This window comes from Dankookia sp. GCM10030260 (assembly GCF_042666655.1).
Taxonomy (GTDB): domain Bacteria; phylum Pseudomonadota; class Alphaproteobacteria; order Acetobacterales; family Acetobacteraceae; genus Paracraurococcus.
The window spans coordinates 601,933-616,432 of the sequence record NZ_JBHTDE010000002.1 but is presented as its reverse complement, the minus strand read 5'-3'; the positions used below and the strand labels follow the sequence as shown (position 1 = coordinate 616,432).

General features: G+C 71.0%; 17 protein-coding genes and 1 tRNA gene. 10 read left to right on the top strand and 8 right to left on the bottom strand.

The features are described 5' to 3' along the window. Window positions 1-14: 14 nt before the first annotated feature. From ACFQS7_RS09395 to ACFQS7_RS09375, 5 genes are read right to left on the bottom strand one after another with little or no spacing between them, the layout of a single operon-like run. A complete protein-coding gene (locus ACFQS7_RS09395) occupies window positions 15-983 on the bottom strand; it encodes a tripartite tricarboxylate transporter substrate binding protein (RefSeq protein WP_380066779.1) in 969 nt (322 codons plus the stop codon). After that, window positions 980-1,765 (bottom strand): N-acyl homoserine lactonase family protein, encoded by a 786-nt coding sequence (locus ACFQS7_RS09390; RefSeq protein WP_380066778.1) that lies wholly within the window; start codon window positions 1,763-1,765, stop codon window positions 980-982. The genes ACFQS7_RS09395 and ACFQS7_RS09390 overlap by 4 nt, the downstream gene beginning before the upstream one ends. Continuing rightward, complete coding sequence (locus ACFQS7_RS09385) at window positions 1,762-3,717, bottom strand: FAD-dependent oxidoreductase (RefSeq protein ID WP_380066777.1); 1,956 nt, start codon at window positions 3,715-3,717, stop codon at window positions 1,762-1,764. Before ACFQS7_RS09385 ends, ACFQS7_RS09390 begins: the two co-directional genes overlap by 4 nt. A gap of 8 nt (window positions 3,718-3,725) precedes the next feature. After that, window positions 3,726-4,658 carry an NAD(P)-dependent oxidoreductase gene (locus ACFQS7_RS09380; RefSeq protein WP_380066776.1) on the bottom strand — a complete coding sequence of 311 codons (933 nt, stop codon included), beginning with the start codon at window positions 4,656-4,658 and terminating at the stop codon, window positions 3,726-3,728. A gap of 4 nt (window positions 4,659-4,662) precedes the next feature. Further along, the gene (locus ACFQS7_RS09375; RefSeq protein WP_380066775.1) at window positions 4,663-4,998 is read right to left on the bottom strand and encodes a carboxymuconolactone decarboxylase family protein; all 336 of its coding nucleotides are present in this window, start codon (window positions 4,996-4,998) and stop codon (window positions 4,663-4,665) included. A 169-nt stretch (window positions 4,999-5,167) separates the two neighbouring features. Between ACFQS7_RS09375 and ACFQS7_RS09370 the strand changes: the two genes are divergently transcribed. Next, entirely contained in the window at window positions 5,168-5,677 is a 510-nt protein-coding gene (locus ACFQS7_RS09370; RefSeq protein WP_380066774.1) for a VOC family protein, read from the top strand. A 532-nt stretch (window positions 5,678-6,209) separates the two neighbouring features. Here the strand turns inward: ACFQS7_RS09370 and ACFQS7_RS09365 are convergent. From ACFQS7_RS09365 to ACFQS7_RS09355, 3 genes are all read right to left on the bottom strand, one after another. Continuing rightward, window positions 6,210-6,285, bottom strand: a tRNA-Glu gene (locus ACFQS7_RS09365). A gap of 44 nt (window positions 6,286-6,329) precedes the next feature. After that, a complete protein-coding gene (locus ACFQS7_RS09360) occupies window positions 6,330-6,506 on the bottom strand; it encodes a DUF2256 domain-containing protein (protein ID WP_380066773.1) in 177 nt (58 codons plus the stop codon). Window positions 6,507-6,524: 18 nt separating this feature from the next. Next, window positions 6,525-6,800 carry a DUF6476 family protein gene (locus tag ACFQS7_RS09355; RefSeq protein WP_380066772.1) on the bottom strand — a complete coding sequence of 92 codons (276 nt, stop codon included), beginning with the start codon at window positions 6,798-6,800 and terminating at the stop codon, window positions 6,525-6,527. Between ACFQS7_RS09355 and ACFQS7_RS09350 the strand changes: the two genes are divergently transcribed. From ACFQS7_RS09350 to ACFQS7_RS09310, 9 genes are all read left to right on the top strand, one after another. Next, entirely contained in the window at window positions 6,787-7,794 is a 1,008-nt protein-coding gene (locus ACFQS7_RS09350; RefSeq protein ID WP_380066771.1) for an RluA family pseudouridine synthase, read from the top strand. The genes ACFQS7_RS09355 and ACFQS7_RS09350 overlap by 14 nt on opposite strands. Window positions 7,795-8,026: 232 nt before the next feature. After that, window positions 8,027-8,908: an RNA polymerase sigma factor RpoH gene (gene rpoH / locus ACFQS7_RS09345; protein ID WP_380066770.1), complete on the top strand. Its 882-nt coding sequence runs from the start codon at window positions 8,027-8,029 to the stop codon at window positions 8,906-8,908. Window positions 8,909-9,049: 141 nt separating this feature from the next. Beyond that, the gene (locus ACFQS7_RS09340; RefSeq protein ID WP_380066769.1) at window positions 9,050-9,877 is read left to right on the top strand and encodes an ABC transporter permease; all 828 of its coding nucleotides are present in this window, start codon (window positions 9,050-9,052) and stop codon (window positions 9,875-9,877) included. Beyond that, window positions 9,877-10,644 (top strand): ABC transporter permease, encoded by a 768-nt coding sequence (locus ACFQS7_RS09335; protein ID WP_380066768.1) that lies wholly within the window; start codon window positions 9,877-9,879, stop codon window positions 10,642-10,644. Before ACFQS7_RS09340 ends, ACFQS7_RS09335 begins: the two co-directional genes overlap by 1 nt. Window positions 10,645-10,661: 17 nt before the next feature. Then, complete coding sequence (locus tag ACFQS7_RS09330) at window positions 10,662-11,672, top strand: ABC transporter substrate-binding protein (RefSeq protein WP_380066767.1); 1,011 nt, start codon at window positions 10,662-10,664, stop codon at window positions 11,670-11,672. Then, window positions 11,669-12,457 (top strand): ABC transporter ATP-binding protein, encoded by a 789-nt coding sequence (locus tag ACFQS7_RS09325; RefSeq protein WP_380066766.1) that lies wholly within the window; start codon window positions 11,669-11,671, stop codon window positions 12,455-12,457. Before ACFQS7_RS09330 ends, ACFQS7_RS09325 begins: the two co-directional genes overlap by 4 nt. 57 nt (window positions 12,458-12,514) lie before the next feature. Continuing rightward, window positions 12,515-13,111 carry a glutathione S-transferase N-terminal domain-containing protein gene (locus ACFQS7_RS09320; protein WP_380066765.1) on the top strand — a complete coding sequence of 199 codons (597 nt, stop codon included), beginning with the start codon at window positions 12,515-12,517 and terminating at the stop codon, window positions 13,109-13,111. A gap of 255 nt (window positions 13,112-13,366) precedes the next feature. Beyond that, a complete protein-coding gene (locus tag ACFQS7_RS09315; RefSeq protein ID WP_380066764.1) occupies window positions 13,367-13,852 on the top strand; it encodes a VOC family protein in 486 nt (161 codons plus the stop codon). A 179-nt stretch (window positions 13,853-14,031) separates the two neighbouring features. Further along, window positions 14,032-14,460, top strand: coding sequence for a hypothetical protein (locus ACFQS7_RS09310; protein WP_380066763.1), 429 nt, complete (start codon window positions 14,032-14,034; stop codon window positions 14,458-14,460). The last annotated feature ends 40 nt before the right edge of the window (window positions 14,461-14,500 follow it).

Sequence of the window (14,500 nt, the reverse complement as noted above, 5' to 3'; positions counted from 1 at the left end):
GGCGTGTCCCCTACTCAATCCAGCTTGACGCCGGACAATTCGACAAGGCCCTTCCAGACCGCATCCTCGCGGCGGATGAGATCGGTGAGCGCGGCCGGGCTGTCATCGGTGATGGCGGTGAAGCCGAGCGGCAGCAGCTTATCCGCATAGGCCGGGTTCCGCGCCGCGCCGATGGAAGCTTGGTGCAGCCGCGCCACGACATCCGCCGGCGTGCCGGCGGGGGCGGAAAGGCAGTACCAGAATTCCATGTCCATGTCGGTGCCGGGGATCAACTCGGCCATGCCCGGCACGGCCTCGATCCCGGGCACGTAGGTGACGCGCCTGGCGCTGCCGACGGCCAGCGCCCGCAGCCGTCCCTCCCGCACATGCGGCACGATGGCGGGCAGGCCGTCGAACAGCATATCGAGGTTGCCGGCCAGCAGGTCGTTGATGCCCGGCGCCAGGCCGCGATAGGGCACCTGGGCGATCTCGATGCCGGCCGACCTGCAGAGCTTGGCGATGGTCAGGTTGCTGATCGTGCCCCAGCCGGAATTGCCGGCGGAAAGCCGCCCCGGCGCTGCCTTGGCCGCGGCGACCAGCTGGCCGAAATCCTGCCAGGGCCGGTCGGCGCGGGTCACCAGCAAGGTGGTGCCGATCGAGACGCGGGAGATATGCGCGAAGTCGCGCAGCGCATCGAAGGGCATGCTGTTGCGATACAGATAGCGGTTGGCGCAGAAGATCGTCGCCCCGCCGAGGAAGACCGTGGCGCCGTCCGGCGCGCTGCGCGCCACCGCCTCGGCGGCGATGTTGCCGCCGGCGCCGGGCCGGTTCTCGATCACCACCGGCTGGCCGAGCAGCGGCGCCATCTGCTCCGCCAGCAGCCGCGCGGTGATGTCGGCGGCGCCGCCCGGCGGGAAGGGCACGACGATCTTCAGGGCGCGCGCCTGGGCCTGGCCGACCGCCGGCGCGGCCAGGGCGCCCAGCAGCAGCAGGCGGCGCCTCATGCGCCGGGTTCCAGGTCCAGCCGCACGGCGATGCCTTCCAGCCCGGGCACCGCCGGGTAGCGCTGCATCACCAGCGGGTCGTGGCCGGGGACGATATGCTTCGGGGTCGGCGCCAGGCGCTTCACCTTGTCGAAGCCTTCCAGCATGTCGCCGACATGGAAAGCGGTGGTGAAGGGACGCTTCGCCTCCAGGTTCTCGTAGAAATGGGTGACGTCGGAGGCGAGCACGACCGTGCCGCGCGCCGTCTCCACCGTGACGCATTGCAGCCCCATGGAATGGCCGCCGCAGGCATGCAGCCTGATGCCCGGCGCCAGTTCCTGGTCGCCGTCGTGGAACACCACGCGGTCGGCGAAGGTCATGCGGACGATGCCGGCGACGTCCTCGACCTCGAAGGAATGGCGCAGCCTGTGGTGGCACATGTAGCGGCCGGTGGCGTAGCGCATCTCCTCCTCCTGCAGGTGGAAGCGGGCGCGCTTGAACTTGTGGAAGCTGCCGACATGGTCGTAGTGCATGTGGCTGATGATGACGTCCTCGACCGCGTCGGGGTCGATGCCGAGCAGCCTCAGGCCCTCGACCGGGCAGCGCAGGTATTCCCGCTTGCGCCGCGCGGCGACCTCCGCGGTGAAGCCGGTGTCGATGATCCAGGCGCGGCCCCCGCCGACCGCGGCCCAGACGAAGTAGTCCATCGGCATCGGCGCATCATGCGGGTCGCCGCCGATGAAATGCTCCGCCCGCCTGGCGTCGCGGCGGGCGTAGCGCAGGGCGTAGAGCTCATGGATCATGCGGGCAGGCTTTCGCTGGGCAGGCCGAGGGCCAGGCCGGTCATGGAGGCATCGCGGAGGACGGAGAGGAAATCGCCGGGATGGTTGGCATCGCCGACCAGGGTGAAGGGCACCCCGGCGGCCTCGACCGCCGGCAGCATGTCGCGGTTGGCGACGGCGCCGATGGCGGCGATCACCAGATCCGCCTCGATGGCGTGCGGCGTATCGTCGACCGTGAAGGACAGCCGCGTGCCGGCCAGCCGCTGCACCCGCGCCTTGGTATGGAACACCGTGCCGGCCGCCCGCAGGCGGATCAGCAGGTCTGTGCGGTTGTTGCGCGCCATGGCGGGCGCCAGCGCCGGCAGCGCCTCCAGCACCGTCATGCGGCAGCCGCGCAGCGCCAGCATGTCGGCCACCTCCAGCCCGACGATGCCGCCGCCGATGATGGCGACGCGGGCACCTTCCGGCACCAGCGCCGGGTCGGCGATCACGTCCCAGGCCTGCAGCGGCGCGGCGCCCTCCAGCGCCAGCGGCCGCGGCCGCGCGCCGGTCGCCACCACGACATGGTCGGGCCGGTGGTCGCGGATCATCGCCGCGGTCGCATCCACGCCGCAGCGCACCTCGACGCCCAGCGCCGCCATCCTGCCCCACCGCCAGTCCCAGACCGGCCGCACCTCCCCCTTGTCGGGGGCGGCCACCGCCAGGTGGATCTGCCCGCCCGGCCGCGCCGCCGTCTCCCAGATCGTCACCCTGTGGCCGCAGGAGGCCGCCATGCGCGCCGCCTCCACCCCGGCGACGCCGGCGCCCAGCACCAGCACGCGCAACGGCCGCGCCGCGACGCGCCGCGGTTCGGCCAGCGCCGGCTCCTCGAATTCCGTGCCCAGCATGGGGTTCACCACGCAGGCGACGTCCTTCTCCAGCGTCAGCCGCTCGAAGCAGACGTTGCAGGAGATGCAGGCGCGGATCGGCGCCCCCGTGATCGCCTTCCGCGGCCAGAAGGCATCCGCCGTCAGCGCCCGGCCCAGCGAGATGAAATCCGCGCTGCCCGCGGCCAGCACGCCCTCCGCATCCTCCGCGGCGATGATGCGGCCGGCAAGGATCGTCGGGATGCCGACCGCCGCCTTGATCGGCCGCGCATGCGGCTCCAGCGCCCGCCGCGGCATCGACGGCGGCTGGATGCAGAAGCGCGACAGCGCCGGGCTTTCGTTCGTGCCGCCGGAGAGGTCGAGCGCCGCGACGCCGGCGGCTTCCAGCAGCCGCGCCACCGCGACGATGTCTTCGGTCGGGTAGCCGTCCTCGCAATACTCGGTGCAGGACAGCCGGACCCAGAGCGGAAAGTCGGGCAGCGCATCCTTCAGCCGATGCACCGTCTCCAGCAGCAGCCGCGCCCGGTTGGCGATGCTGCCGCCGTAGTCATCGGCGCGGCGGTTGATGCGCGGCGTCAGGAATTGCTGGAAGAGGTACCCGTTGGCCGCGTGCAGCTCGACCGCGTCGTAGCCCGCCTGCCACAGCCGCCGCGCCGCGGTGACGAAATCCTTCTGGATCGCCAGGATCTCGGCGCGGTCCAGTGCCCGCACCGCGTCGCCCGTGTTCGGGTTGCGCCAGGAGGATGGGCCGACCGGTTCCATGTTCAGCACCATGCGCCGCAGCAGCGCACCGCGATGGTTGAGCTGGCCGATGGTCAGGCAGTCATGCGCCTTGATCGCGGCGACCAGGCGCGCCAGGCCGGGGATGAAGCGGTCGTGGTAGATCCACAGGCTGTTGTTGTGCGCCCGGCCGCCCTCGGAGACGGCCATCGCCTCGGTGACGATGGCCGCCACGCCGCCCTCGGCGCGCAGCGCGTAGTAGTGGCGGTCGCGCTCTGTGGAGAGTCCGTCGCTGGAGCCGAAATTGGTCCCCATCGGCGCCATGATCATCCGGTTCTTCAGCCGCAGCGTGCCGATGGTCCCGGGCCGCGCGAGCAGGCTCCCCACCACGCGTCTCAGCCCTTGTCGGCGTCGAGCACCGCCTGCACGGCGGCGGGGTCGGCCGCCATCTCGACGCCGGCGCGCTCGACCTGCAGCAGCATCGGCACCCGGCTGTCGCGGTGGCCCCAGCCGCGCGCCAGCGCCTCGTTCATCTCCTCCAGCGTCAGCTGGCAGAAGCGCATCGGCACGCCGAGCTCGCGGCCCATGGTGGTCGCCAGGGTGACGTCCTTGTGCGCCAGCTTCAGCGCGAAGGCCGGCGGGTCGTACTTGCCGATCAGGAACTGGTCGGCGACGCGGTCGAAGGTCCGCCGCCGGCCCAGAGCGCCCTGCCGCACCGCTTTCCAGAGGTCGAGCGGGTCCATGCCCGCCTTGACGCCCATGGTGAAGACCTCGGCCATCGCGGTCTGCACCGCGTAGCCGGCCATGTTGTGCACCAGCTTGGCGACTGTCGCGGTGCCGATCGGGCCGATATAGGCGGCCTGGTCGCCGATCGCGTCCAATACCTTCTTGTGGCGGTCGAAGATCGCCTTGTCGCCGCCGACCCAGATCGCCAGCTTGCCGGATTCGGCACCCTTCGGCCCGCCGGAGACCGGCGCGTCGAAGCCATGCGCGCCCTTCCCGGCCAGCGCGGCATTGACCCGTCGCATCAGCGCCTGGCTGTTGGTCGAGAGATCGAAATAGGCCATGCCGGGATGCGCGCCGGCGAGGATGCCGTCCGGGCCGAAGACCACGGCTTCCACTTCCGGCGGCCCGGGCAGGCTGGTGAAGACCACGTCGCATTGCTCGGCGATCGCCTTCGGCGTCGCGCCCCATTCGGCGCCGGCCTCGAGGTGCTGCGCCGCGGCCTCGCGGCGCATGTCCAGCACCACCAGCTTGTACTGCGACTTCTGCAGGTTGGCGGCCATGAAGGCACCCATGGTGCCGAGGCCGATGAATCCGATCTTCATGCGCTCAGCCCTTCGCCTTGTCCTGCTCGTCGAACACGTCGACCGCGACGTGCGACGCCGTCATCGCCGCCGGCCAGCCGGCATACATCGAGAGATGCGTGATGATCTCGGCAATCTCCTCGCGCGAGAGGCCATTGCCCAGGCCGCGTCCGACATGGCTGTTGAGCTGGTCCTCCCAGCCGAGCGCCACCAGCGCGGCGATGGTCACCAGGCTGCGGTCGCGCTTCGAGAGCTGCGGACGCTCCCACAGGTCGCCATAGACATAGGTGTTCGTCATCTCGACGAGCTTCGGGAAATGCGGCTTGATCCGGTCGCGCCGGGCCGAAGGGGGGGCTGCCATGGTCGTTCCTCTCTGCCTCAGGGCCCGATCGGGGCGAGGCAGGGCACGCGGCATGGCGACGCGGCTGGCAGCCGGCGCATCGGACCTTCCCCCGGATCGGTTCTTGGCTACGATCCTAGGTCATTCGACCGCCCGCGCAAGCCGGGCGGCAGGGAAAGCGAGGCAGGGAATGGCCGACACGCCGCTGGTCCGCAGCATCACCCAGGTCGGCATCGTGGTGCGCGACATGGACAAAGCGCTGGCCGCCTATGCCCACAAGCTCGGGGTCGGCCCCTGGCGGGTCTATACCTATGCGCCGCCGAGGCTCACCGGGATGCGGATCCGCGGGGTCGAGACGCCCTACAGCATGAAGCTGGCCCTGGCCTGGACCGGCAGCATGATGTGGGCACTGATCCAGCCGCTGGACGGCCCCTCGATCTACAAGGAGTTCCTGCGCGACCATGGCGAGGGCATCCACCATGTCATGGTGGACTACGGCGACCGCACGCTGGACGAGGTGAAGGCCGAATTCGCCGCCCGCGGCTGGCCGGCGCTGATGGAGGGCAACTACCTCGGCAGCCAGTTTGCCTATTTCGAGACCGAGGGCAGCCTGACCACCACCATCGAGGTGCGCTGGTCCGCCCCCGGCTGGCAGCGGCCGGACCCCGACGACTGGTACCCGGCCCCGCCCGCCGCCTAGGGCGCAGCGAGACGCGCGGGCCAAGCCCCGGCGCAAATGATCCGGTGATGCCGCGCAGGCCGCGGCATCGATCAGGCCGCAGGCGGTGAGCCAGGCGCCACCCACCGCCTCCGCCACCGGGTCGATCGCCGCGGCGGCGCGGCCGACCAGTGCCAGCCGGCAGCCCTCCGCCGCGGAGGCGCGGGTCACCGCGGCGCCCTTCCCCCTGGCCGGGCCGGTGATGAGCGCGACGCGGCCCTGCGACCCGGGATCCATGGCCATGTCCCCAGCATTGCTCTGCCGAGGCCGCGACAGGGTGCGGCACGGGGTCACGGGATGTGACGCGTCCGCACAGCGGCTGGGCGACGATTGCCCGGGAGATGGTCGGTGGGGTCGGGCGCGGCGACGATGCCGGGGCGGCGCACGCCCGGGCTGCACGGGCGCGGCAAGATCGGCATGCGGGACGCGACGACGCACCACCGCGCAGGAATCAGCCGCCCGCCACCGCGGCTGGGTGTCGCTCATCGACGGCGGCAAGGGAATGAAACGCGCCTGGCGTCCCCTAGGGGATTCGAACCCCTGTTACCGCCGTGAGAGGGCGGTGTCCTAGGCCTCTAGACGAAGGGGACTGGAGGCGTCGTGGCGGGGCTTCTAGGGCCCGGTCGCCGGAGGGTCAAGCACCCTTCACCGGCTTTCCGAGCGCTTTCCGTGCCGCCGCATACCGCCCGTCCCGGCAGGCATCCGAGCAGTAGCGCACGCTGTCCCAGTCCCGCGCCCATTTCCTCCGCCAGGCGAAGGCCCGCCCGCAGGCCGCACAGGTCTTTTCCGGCAAGGCCGGCTTGTGCGCCATCGTCGGCCCCCCCCGCCCCTAACGTCCGGGCCGGATCTCGCCGACCACCCGGCCGCCCTTCGGCTCGACCACCAGCACCCGCTCGCCATCCGGCCGCGCCACCAGCACGCCGATTCCCGTCTCGCTCGACGCCACGCCGAGGATGCGCGTCCCCTCCGGCTGCTCCAGCGCGGTGTCCCAGCGCCCGGTGGCGGCGCCGCCACCAACCCGCTGGACGAGGACCACGACCAGGGCCAGGGTGCCGCCGACGATCAGCACCCCCATGACAACGACGAGTATATTGAGCGCGCGCACCGACCACCCCTCCGAATCCACCACCGCCGAGACCATCACCCTGGTCGCCGCGCCCGAGTCGGCCGGCCTCCGGGCCGACCGTTTCCTCGCGGAGGCGATAGGTTCGCTCTCGCGCTCCCGCGTCAAGGCGCTGATCGCCGCTGGCGCCGCCAGCCGCGACGGCAAGCCGCTGCGCGACGCCGCCGACCCGGTCCGCGCCGGCAGCACCTATAGCCTAGCCATCCCCGGCGCGGTGTCCGCCCTGCCGCTGCCGCAGGACATCCCGCTGACCATCCTGTTCGAGGATGCCGACCTGATCGTCCTCGACAAGCCGGCCGGCCTGGTGGTGCACCCCGCCCCCGGCAACCTCGACGGCACGCTGGTCAACGCCCTGCTGGCGCATGCGGGGGAGGACCTGCCGGGCATCGGCGGGGAGAAGCGGCCGGGCATCGTCCACCGGCTCGACAAGGACACCTCCGGCGTCATGGTCGTGGCCAAGACCGAACGCGCCCACCGGGCCCTGTCCCTGGCCTTTGCCGAGCGCGACCTCGACCGCGAATACCTGGCCCTGGTCTGGGGCCTGCCCAACCCGCCGGCCGGGGAGATCGAGGCCGCGATCGGCCGCCACCCGATCGACCGCAAGCGGATGGCGGTGGTGGAGCGCGGCGGGAAGCATGCCCTGACCCGCTACGTCAGCGAACGCGCCTGGGGTGCCGCCTGCGCGCTGCTGCGTTGCCGGCTTGCAACCGGCCGGACCCACCAGATTCGCGTTCACCTTGCCGAGATCGGCCACCCCGTGGTTGGGGACCCGGTCTATCTTCGTCGGACCCCGGCGGCGGCGCGCAGCCTCGGGGAACCGGCCCGCCAGGCCCTGCTCAGCTTCCCGCGGCAGGCGTTGCACGCGGCCACGCTGGGCTTCCGCCATCCGGTCACCGGCCGCGCGCTCAGCTTCTCGGTTCCCCCGCCGGCGGACTTCGCGGCGCTGCTCACATTGCTGGCTGGTAACGTGGAGTAACCAACCCCGATACTCGGTTTTTCTGGACAGCGCCCACCGGAAACGGTACAAAACGAGCCAAGGCAGCGTCATCAGGTGCCAAACAAGGCCGGACCGGCCATTCTCGCCCCGACGTGACCGGGGCAGGTGCGGTCTGGTGGGCCTGGGTGGCGTTCGAACTGCCAGGATCGGTCGTGGACCGGGCCCCGCCGTCACGGGGTGGCCCGCCGCGCGCAGGAGGCAGATACCTCAGATGGCTTCCAGCTCCGTCATTCCCATCGCCCCAGAGGGCAACCTCTCCCGCTATCTGCAGGAGATCCGCAAATTCCCGATGCTGTCGCCCGACGAGGAGCTCTCGCTGGCAAAGCGCTGGCGCGACGCGGGCGATGAGGGCGCCGCCCACAAGCTCGTCACCAGCCATCTCCGCCTCGTCGCCAAGATCGCCATGGGCTACCGCGGCTACGGCCTGCCGGTCGGCGAGCTCATCTCCGAAGGCAATGTCGGCATGATGCAGGCGGTGAAGCGCTTCGACCCGGAGCGTGGCTTCCGCCTGGCCACCTATGCCATGTGGTGGATCCGTGCCGCCATCCAGGAATACATCCTCCACAGCTGGTCGCTGGTGAAGATGGGGACGACGGCGGCGCAGAAAAAGCTGTTCTTCAATCTTCGTCGGTTGAAGGGCCAGATGGCTGCCCTGGAAGACGGCGACCTGAAGCCCGAGCAGGTGGAGAAGATCGCCCGCGTCCTGGCCGTGCCGGAACAGGACGTGGTGTCGATGAACCGCCGCCTGGCCTCGCCCGACCATTCGCTGAACGCGCCGGTGCGCGCCGACAGCGAGGGCGAGTGGCAGGACTGGCTGGTCGACGACCAGGAGACCCAGGAATCCGAACTCGCCGACCGCGAGGACATCGGCAACCGCCGCATGCTGCTCGGCGAGGCGCTGAAGACGCTGAACGAGCGGGAGCGCCACATCCTGATCGAACGCCGGCTGAAGGACGAGCCGACGACGCTCGAGGAGCTCAGCCAGCAATACAACATCAGCCGCGAACGCGTCCGCCAGATCGAGGTGCGCGCCTTCGAGAAGCTGCAGAAGAGCATGAAGACCCAGATCGTCGAGCGACGGCTCGCGGTTTAAATCGAGCGACGGCTCGCGGTCTGATTCACGCGCACGGCTGAACCGGCCGCGGAGGGCAACCTCCGCGGCCTTTTTCATGCCGGGTCGGATGGCATGGGCGTTGCTGGACCGAGGCCCGAACAGCTTCGGTCCCTCCCGCGCATGCCCGATGCCAGCCTCGCCGCGCCGCAGACCGTGCCGGCCACGCCCCGCCGGCAGCGGGCCCCGCTGCCGCGCAGTCTCTATGGCGGCGCATCCGTGCTGGGCATGCTGCTGTTCTGGTGGGCACTTGCCGGCGGCCGTGTCGTCGCCGCGGACCTGCTCCCTTCCCCGCCCCAGGTCTGGGCCGCGCTGGTCGAGATCACCCGGGACGGCTACCGGGGCACCACCCTGGCCGGAAACATCCTCTCCACCCTGGGCCGGCTGGCCGGGGGCTTCGGCCTCGCCGTCGTCGCCGGCGTGCCACTCGGCCTCTGGATGGGGCGCAACCGGCTGGCCGGCGCGGCGATCGACTGGATCATCCAACTCCTCCGGCCGCTGCCGCCACTGTCCTACATGATCCTGCTGATCCTCTGGCTCGGCACCGGCGACGCCTCGAAGACCGCCCTGCTCTTCCTCACCGCCTTCCCGATCGTCGTCGCGGCAAGTGCGGCCGGCATCAGCGGCGTCCGCCGCCAGCGCATCCAGGCGGCTGAGGCGCTCGGCGCCTCGCGCACCCAGGTCTTCCGCCATGTGGTCCTGCCCTCCGCCGCGCCGATGATCTTCACGGGGCTGCAGATCGCCCTTGCCGCGGCCTTCTCCACCGTCGTCTCGGCGGAACTCATGGCCGCGTCCGACGGGCTTGGCTGGATGGTGATCTCGGCCAGCCACTTCCTCCGCAACGACGTCATCATCCTCTGCATCCTGGTGCTCGGCCTGCTGGGCGTCAGCCTGGCCTGGGGGCTGCGGGCGCTCGACCGCGGCATCGTCCACTGGCGCGGGCGCGACTGATGCGCCGCATCCCGGGCTTCGTCGTCACCGGCCTGTCGATCGCCGTGGTGCTCGGGGCCTGGGTGGCCGTCACCACCACCGGGCTGATCCGCGACCTCTTCCTGCCCGGCCCCGCCGACCTCTGGTCCGGCGTCTCCGAGCTGATGGAGGAAGGCTACAAGGGCCGCTCCATGGCCGAGCATCTCGGCATGAGCCTGCTCCGCGTCGGCGCCGGCTTCCTGACCGGGGCGGTCGCCGGCACGGCGCTGGGCCTCGCCATGGGCGTCTCCCGCCGGCTCGACGCCGCCGCGGCGCCCTTCGTCGAGTTCCTGCGGCCGCTGCCGCAGCTCGCCTACCTCGTGCTGCTGATCGTCTGGCTCGGTATCGGCGAGGCCAGCAAGATCACCATGCTCTTCCTCGCCGCGTTGCCGGTCGCCGCCGTCGCCGCGCGCGACGGCGTGCGCAACATCCCCGCCGAGCGGTTGCGCATGGCGCAATCCCTCGGCGCCTCGCGGGCGCAGATCTTCCGGCATGTCGTGGCGCCCAGCGCGCTGCCGGAGATCCTGACCGGCGCCCGGCTCGCACTCGGCATCGTCTACGGCACGCTGATCGCCGCCGAGATCATCGCCGGCAGCAACGGCATCGGCTGGATGATCCTCGATGCCGGCCGCTTCCTGCGCTCCGACTACGCCTTCGTCGGCATCCTGGTCATCGGCCTGACCGGCATCCTGATCGACCGGATGCTGCTGCTGCTCGAACGCCGGCTGGTCCACTGGGCCGGCCGCTGAACCGAAAGGAGACAGACATGACCCTGCTGACCCGCCGCGCCGCGCTCGCCGTCGCCGCCCTGCCGCTGTTCGCCGCGCATACCCGCGCCAGGACCCCTGACAAGGTCAATCTCGGCTTCTTCACCGAGGCCAAGCCGACCATGATCGCCAAGGGCGAGGGCTGGTTCGCCGCCGGCCTCGGCGCGCCGATCAACTGGACCGAATTCGGCAGCGGCGCCGAGATCAACACCGCGATGATCGCCGGCTCCTGTGACATCGGCCTGGCGATCGGCTCCGTCGCCACCGCCGCCGGCATCGCGCAAGGGCTGCCCTACCAGGTGGTCGGGATGGTGGACAACATCGGCCCGGCCGAGGAGATGACCGTCCGCGCCGCCGCCAACATCAGGACCGCCGCCGACTTCAAGGGCAAGAAGCTGGCGACGCCCTTCGGCTCCACCAGCCATTTCCGCACCCTCGGCTTCCTCAAGACCAATGGCCTGACCCAGCGCGACGTCACGCTGCTCGACATGAAGCCGGCCGCCATCCTCGCCGCCTGGTCGAAGGGCGAGATCGACGCCGCCTATGTCTGGTCCCCCGCCAAGAGCAAGCTGCGCGAGGCCGGCGGCACCGGCTTCCGCACCTGGGACACGCTCGACAAGGCGGGCTACGTGGTCTCCGACATGATCATCGTGCGCAACGCCTTCGCCGCCGAGTATCCGGACGCGGTGGTCGGCTTCCTCAAGGCCTATGGCCGCGCCCTGACGATGTGGGAGACCCAGCCGGAGGCCGCCGCCAGGATCGTCGCCGCCCAGGCCGGCATCAGCCCCGAGGTCGCCATGGCCGACCTGAAGGAGCCCGATTTCGTCGGCCTGAGGAAGCAGCTCGAGCCCGACTGGCTCGGCGCCCCGGGCCAGCCCGGCAAATTCGCCGCCGTGCTGAAGGGCACCGCCGACTTCCTGGTCGAGCAGCGCTCGATCCGCTCCGCCCCCGGCGTCGAGGCCTTCGGCAAGGCGTTGAACACGCGGTACCTGGCCCAGGCGGTCGCGTGAGCGAACCGGGCTTCGTCCGCTTCGACGGGGTCTCGGTCCGCTACGGGCAGGGCGCCGCCTCGGTGCTCGCCCTGGAGCGCGCCGACCTCGACTTCGGCCGCGGCGACTTCGTCTGCATCGTCGGGCCGTCCGGCTGCGGCAAGACCACGATGATGCAGACGCTCGCCGGCTTCCTCGCCCCGACCACCGGCGTGGTCTCGCTCGCCGGCAAGCCGGTGCTCGGCCCAGGCCCGGAACGCGGCGTGGTGTTCCAGCAGCCGACGCTGTTTCCCTGGATGAGCGTCGCCGCCAATGCCGGCTTCGGCCCGCGCATGCGCGGCGAGAATCCCGCCCAGGCGAGGGAGCGCGTGGAGTACTGGCTGCGCACCACCGGGCTCTGGGATTTCCGCGACCGCTATCCCTACGAATTGTCGGGCGGCATGCAGCAGCGCCTCGCCATCGCCCGGGCGCTCTGCAACGAGCCGCTGGTGCTGCTGATGGACGAGCCCTTCGGCGCGCTCGATGCGCTGACGCGGGAGCACATGCAGGAGGAGCTGCATGCCGTCTGGCGCCGCACCGGCATGACCGTGGTCTTCATCACCCACAGCGTCGAGGAAGCGGTCTATCTCGGCACCGAGGTGGTGGTGATGTCCCCCCGCCCCGGCCGCATCGTCGAGCGCATCCCGCTGCCCTTCGCCCGCGACGAATCGGCCGCCGACATCCGCGCGGTCAAGTCCAGCCCCGGCTTCATCGCGGCGCGGGAACGCGTGCTGTCGCTGATCTGGGGCATGCAGCATGACGCCTGACTTGTGGCATCCCGACAGGCGGTGGAAAGTCGCCGCATCCTCGGGAGGACGCACAGCATGAAGCTCGCCTATTCGCCGAACAGCCCCTATGTCCGCAAATGCGTCGCCGCGGCGATCCTCCGCGGCATCGACGCCCAGGTCGAGCTCTGGACCATCGGCACCACCGATCCGGTCCTCGCCGCCAGCAACCCGCTGTCCAAGGTGCCGACGCTGATCACCGACGACGGCATGGCGCTCTACGACAGCCCGGTGATCTGCGAATACCTCGACAGCATCGGCAGCGCCCCGCCGCTCTTCCCCGCCCCCGGCCCGGCCCGCTGGAAGGCGAAGCAGCAGGAAGCGGTGGGCGACGGCATCCTCGATGCCACCCAGCCGCGCCGGCGCGAACTCGCCCTGCCGCTGGATGACGGCCGGCGCGACTACATCGCCACCCAACAGGCCAAGGTCACCCGCGCGCTCGACGCGCTGGAGGCCGACGCCGGCAGCCTCGGTCTGCTCACCACCATCGGCGAGGTCACCATCGCCTGCGCGCTGGGCTACCTGGATTTCCGCTATGCCAACGAGCCCTGGCGCCCCGGGCATCCCAGGCTGGAAGCCTGGTATGCCAAGGTCGCCGCGCTGCCGGCGATGGCCCGCACCGCACCGCCGGCCTGAAAGGCCGGGGGAGAAGGTATTCTCCCCCGGACCTCCTCATCCATTTCCGTGAGTCGAGGCCCGCCGCGCGGCGAGTGCCTGACTCACACAAAGGATAGGGTGGGGTCGGACGCCTGCGTCCGACCGGGAGGGAACACTTTCCCCTTTCCAACCTTGCCCCCCATTCCCCCGGCCAATCCCGCTCATTCGCCCAACCGATTGGCACCCCGCCACGCGCCGCCCCATCTGCTGCGCCAGCACCAGGGAGCGCCCGCCATGTCCGCCGCCATCCATCCCGAAGCCCGCATCGGCCATGTCCACCTGAAGGTCGCCGACCTCGACCGGGCGCTCGGCTTCTGGCACGGCGTGCTCGGCCTCGAGGTCATGCAGCGCATGGGCGACCGGGCGGCCTTCCTGTCGGCCGGCGGCTACCACCATCACATCGCGCTCAATACCTGGGACAGCGCCGGCGGCGCGCCGCCGCCGCGCGGCACCACCGGCCTCTACCATGTCGCCCTGGTCTATCCGGACCGCCAGGCCCTGGCCGCGGCGCTGCTGCGGGTGATCCAGGCCGGGATCGAGCTGGAGGGTGCCTCCGACCACGGCGTCTCCGAGGCGATCTACCTGCGCGACCCGGACGGCAACGGCGTCGAGCTCTACCGCGACCGCCCGCGGGTCGAATGGCCGCGCAACGCGGCGGGCGAGCTGGCCATGAGCAACAGCCGCTTCGACCTGCAGGCGCTGCTGGCTGAGTTGCGGTGACGACAAGCCGTGCCCAAGCATCGGCCGTTGCCGCTTGCAATCCGCTCCCAGGATCGCGGTGTAACCCGGGTACGGGAGAAGACGGCAAGTTCCTGACAGTAGCCTCGGGAGACCTGCCTTGACCCATCCTGGGCCGGCACTTGCCGGATAGCCTCCTTCAGTCGATCCCCTCTGGCCTTATGCTGCGGCGTTCCCAAAGGATCGCCGGTGGCGTCTGGCAGGGCCGGGCCGCCTGGCGCGCGCGTTTGGTCGCCGCCGGGCGGCTCGGGCTGGGCGAGACCGAAGCGGGGCTGCTGCTGCGCCTCGACCAGGGGAACCGCAACCCGTTCGAGGTGCTGGAGCAGCGCGACGGCCAGGGCGTGCTGGTCCAGGCCGGCGTGCCGCTCGTCCTTGCCTTCGCCTTCGCCGTCGCCTTCTTCCTGCATCTCCGGGCGCGGCGGCACCTGGCGCCGCACTGGCGCGCTTGGCTGGCGCACCGGCTGACCGCCGATTGGCTGGGGGCCGGCGGCGCGGCCCGTGTCCCGGCGGCGCCAATGCCGATGGCCGCATCGCCACCGAGGACGCGGTCTAGCTCGCCAGCTCCCTCGCCTATGCCGCGATGGTGCTGACCTGTTTCCTCGGCGTGCTCCGGACCCTGTCGGATCATCC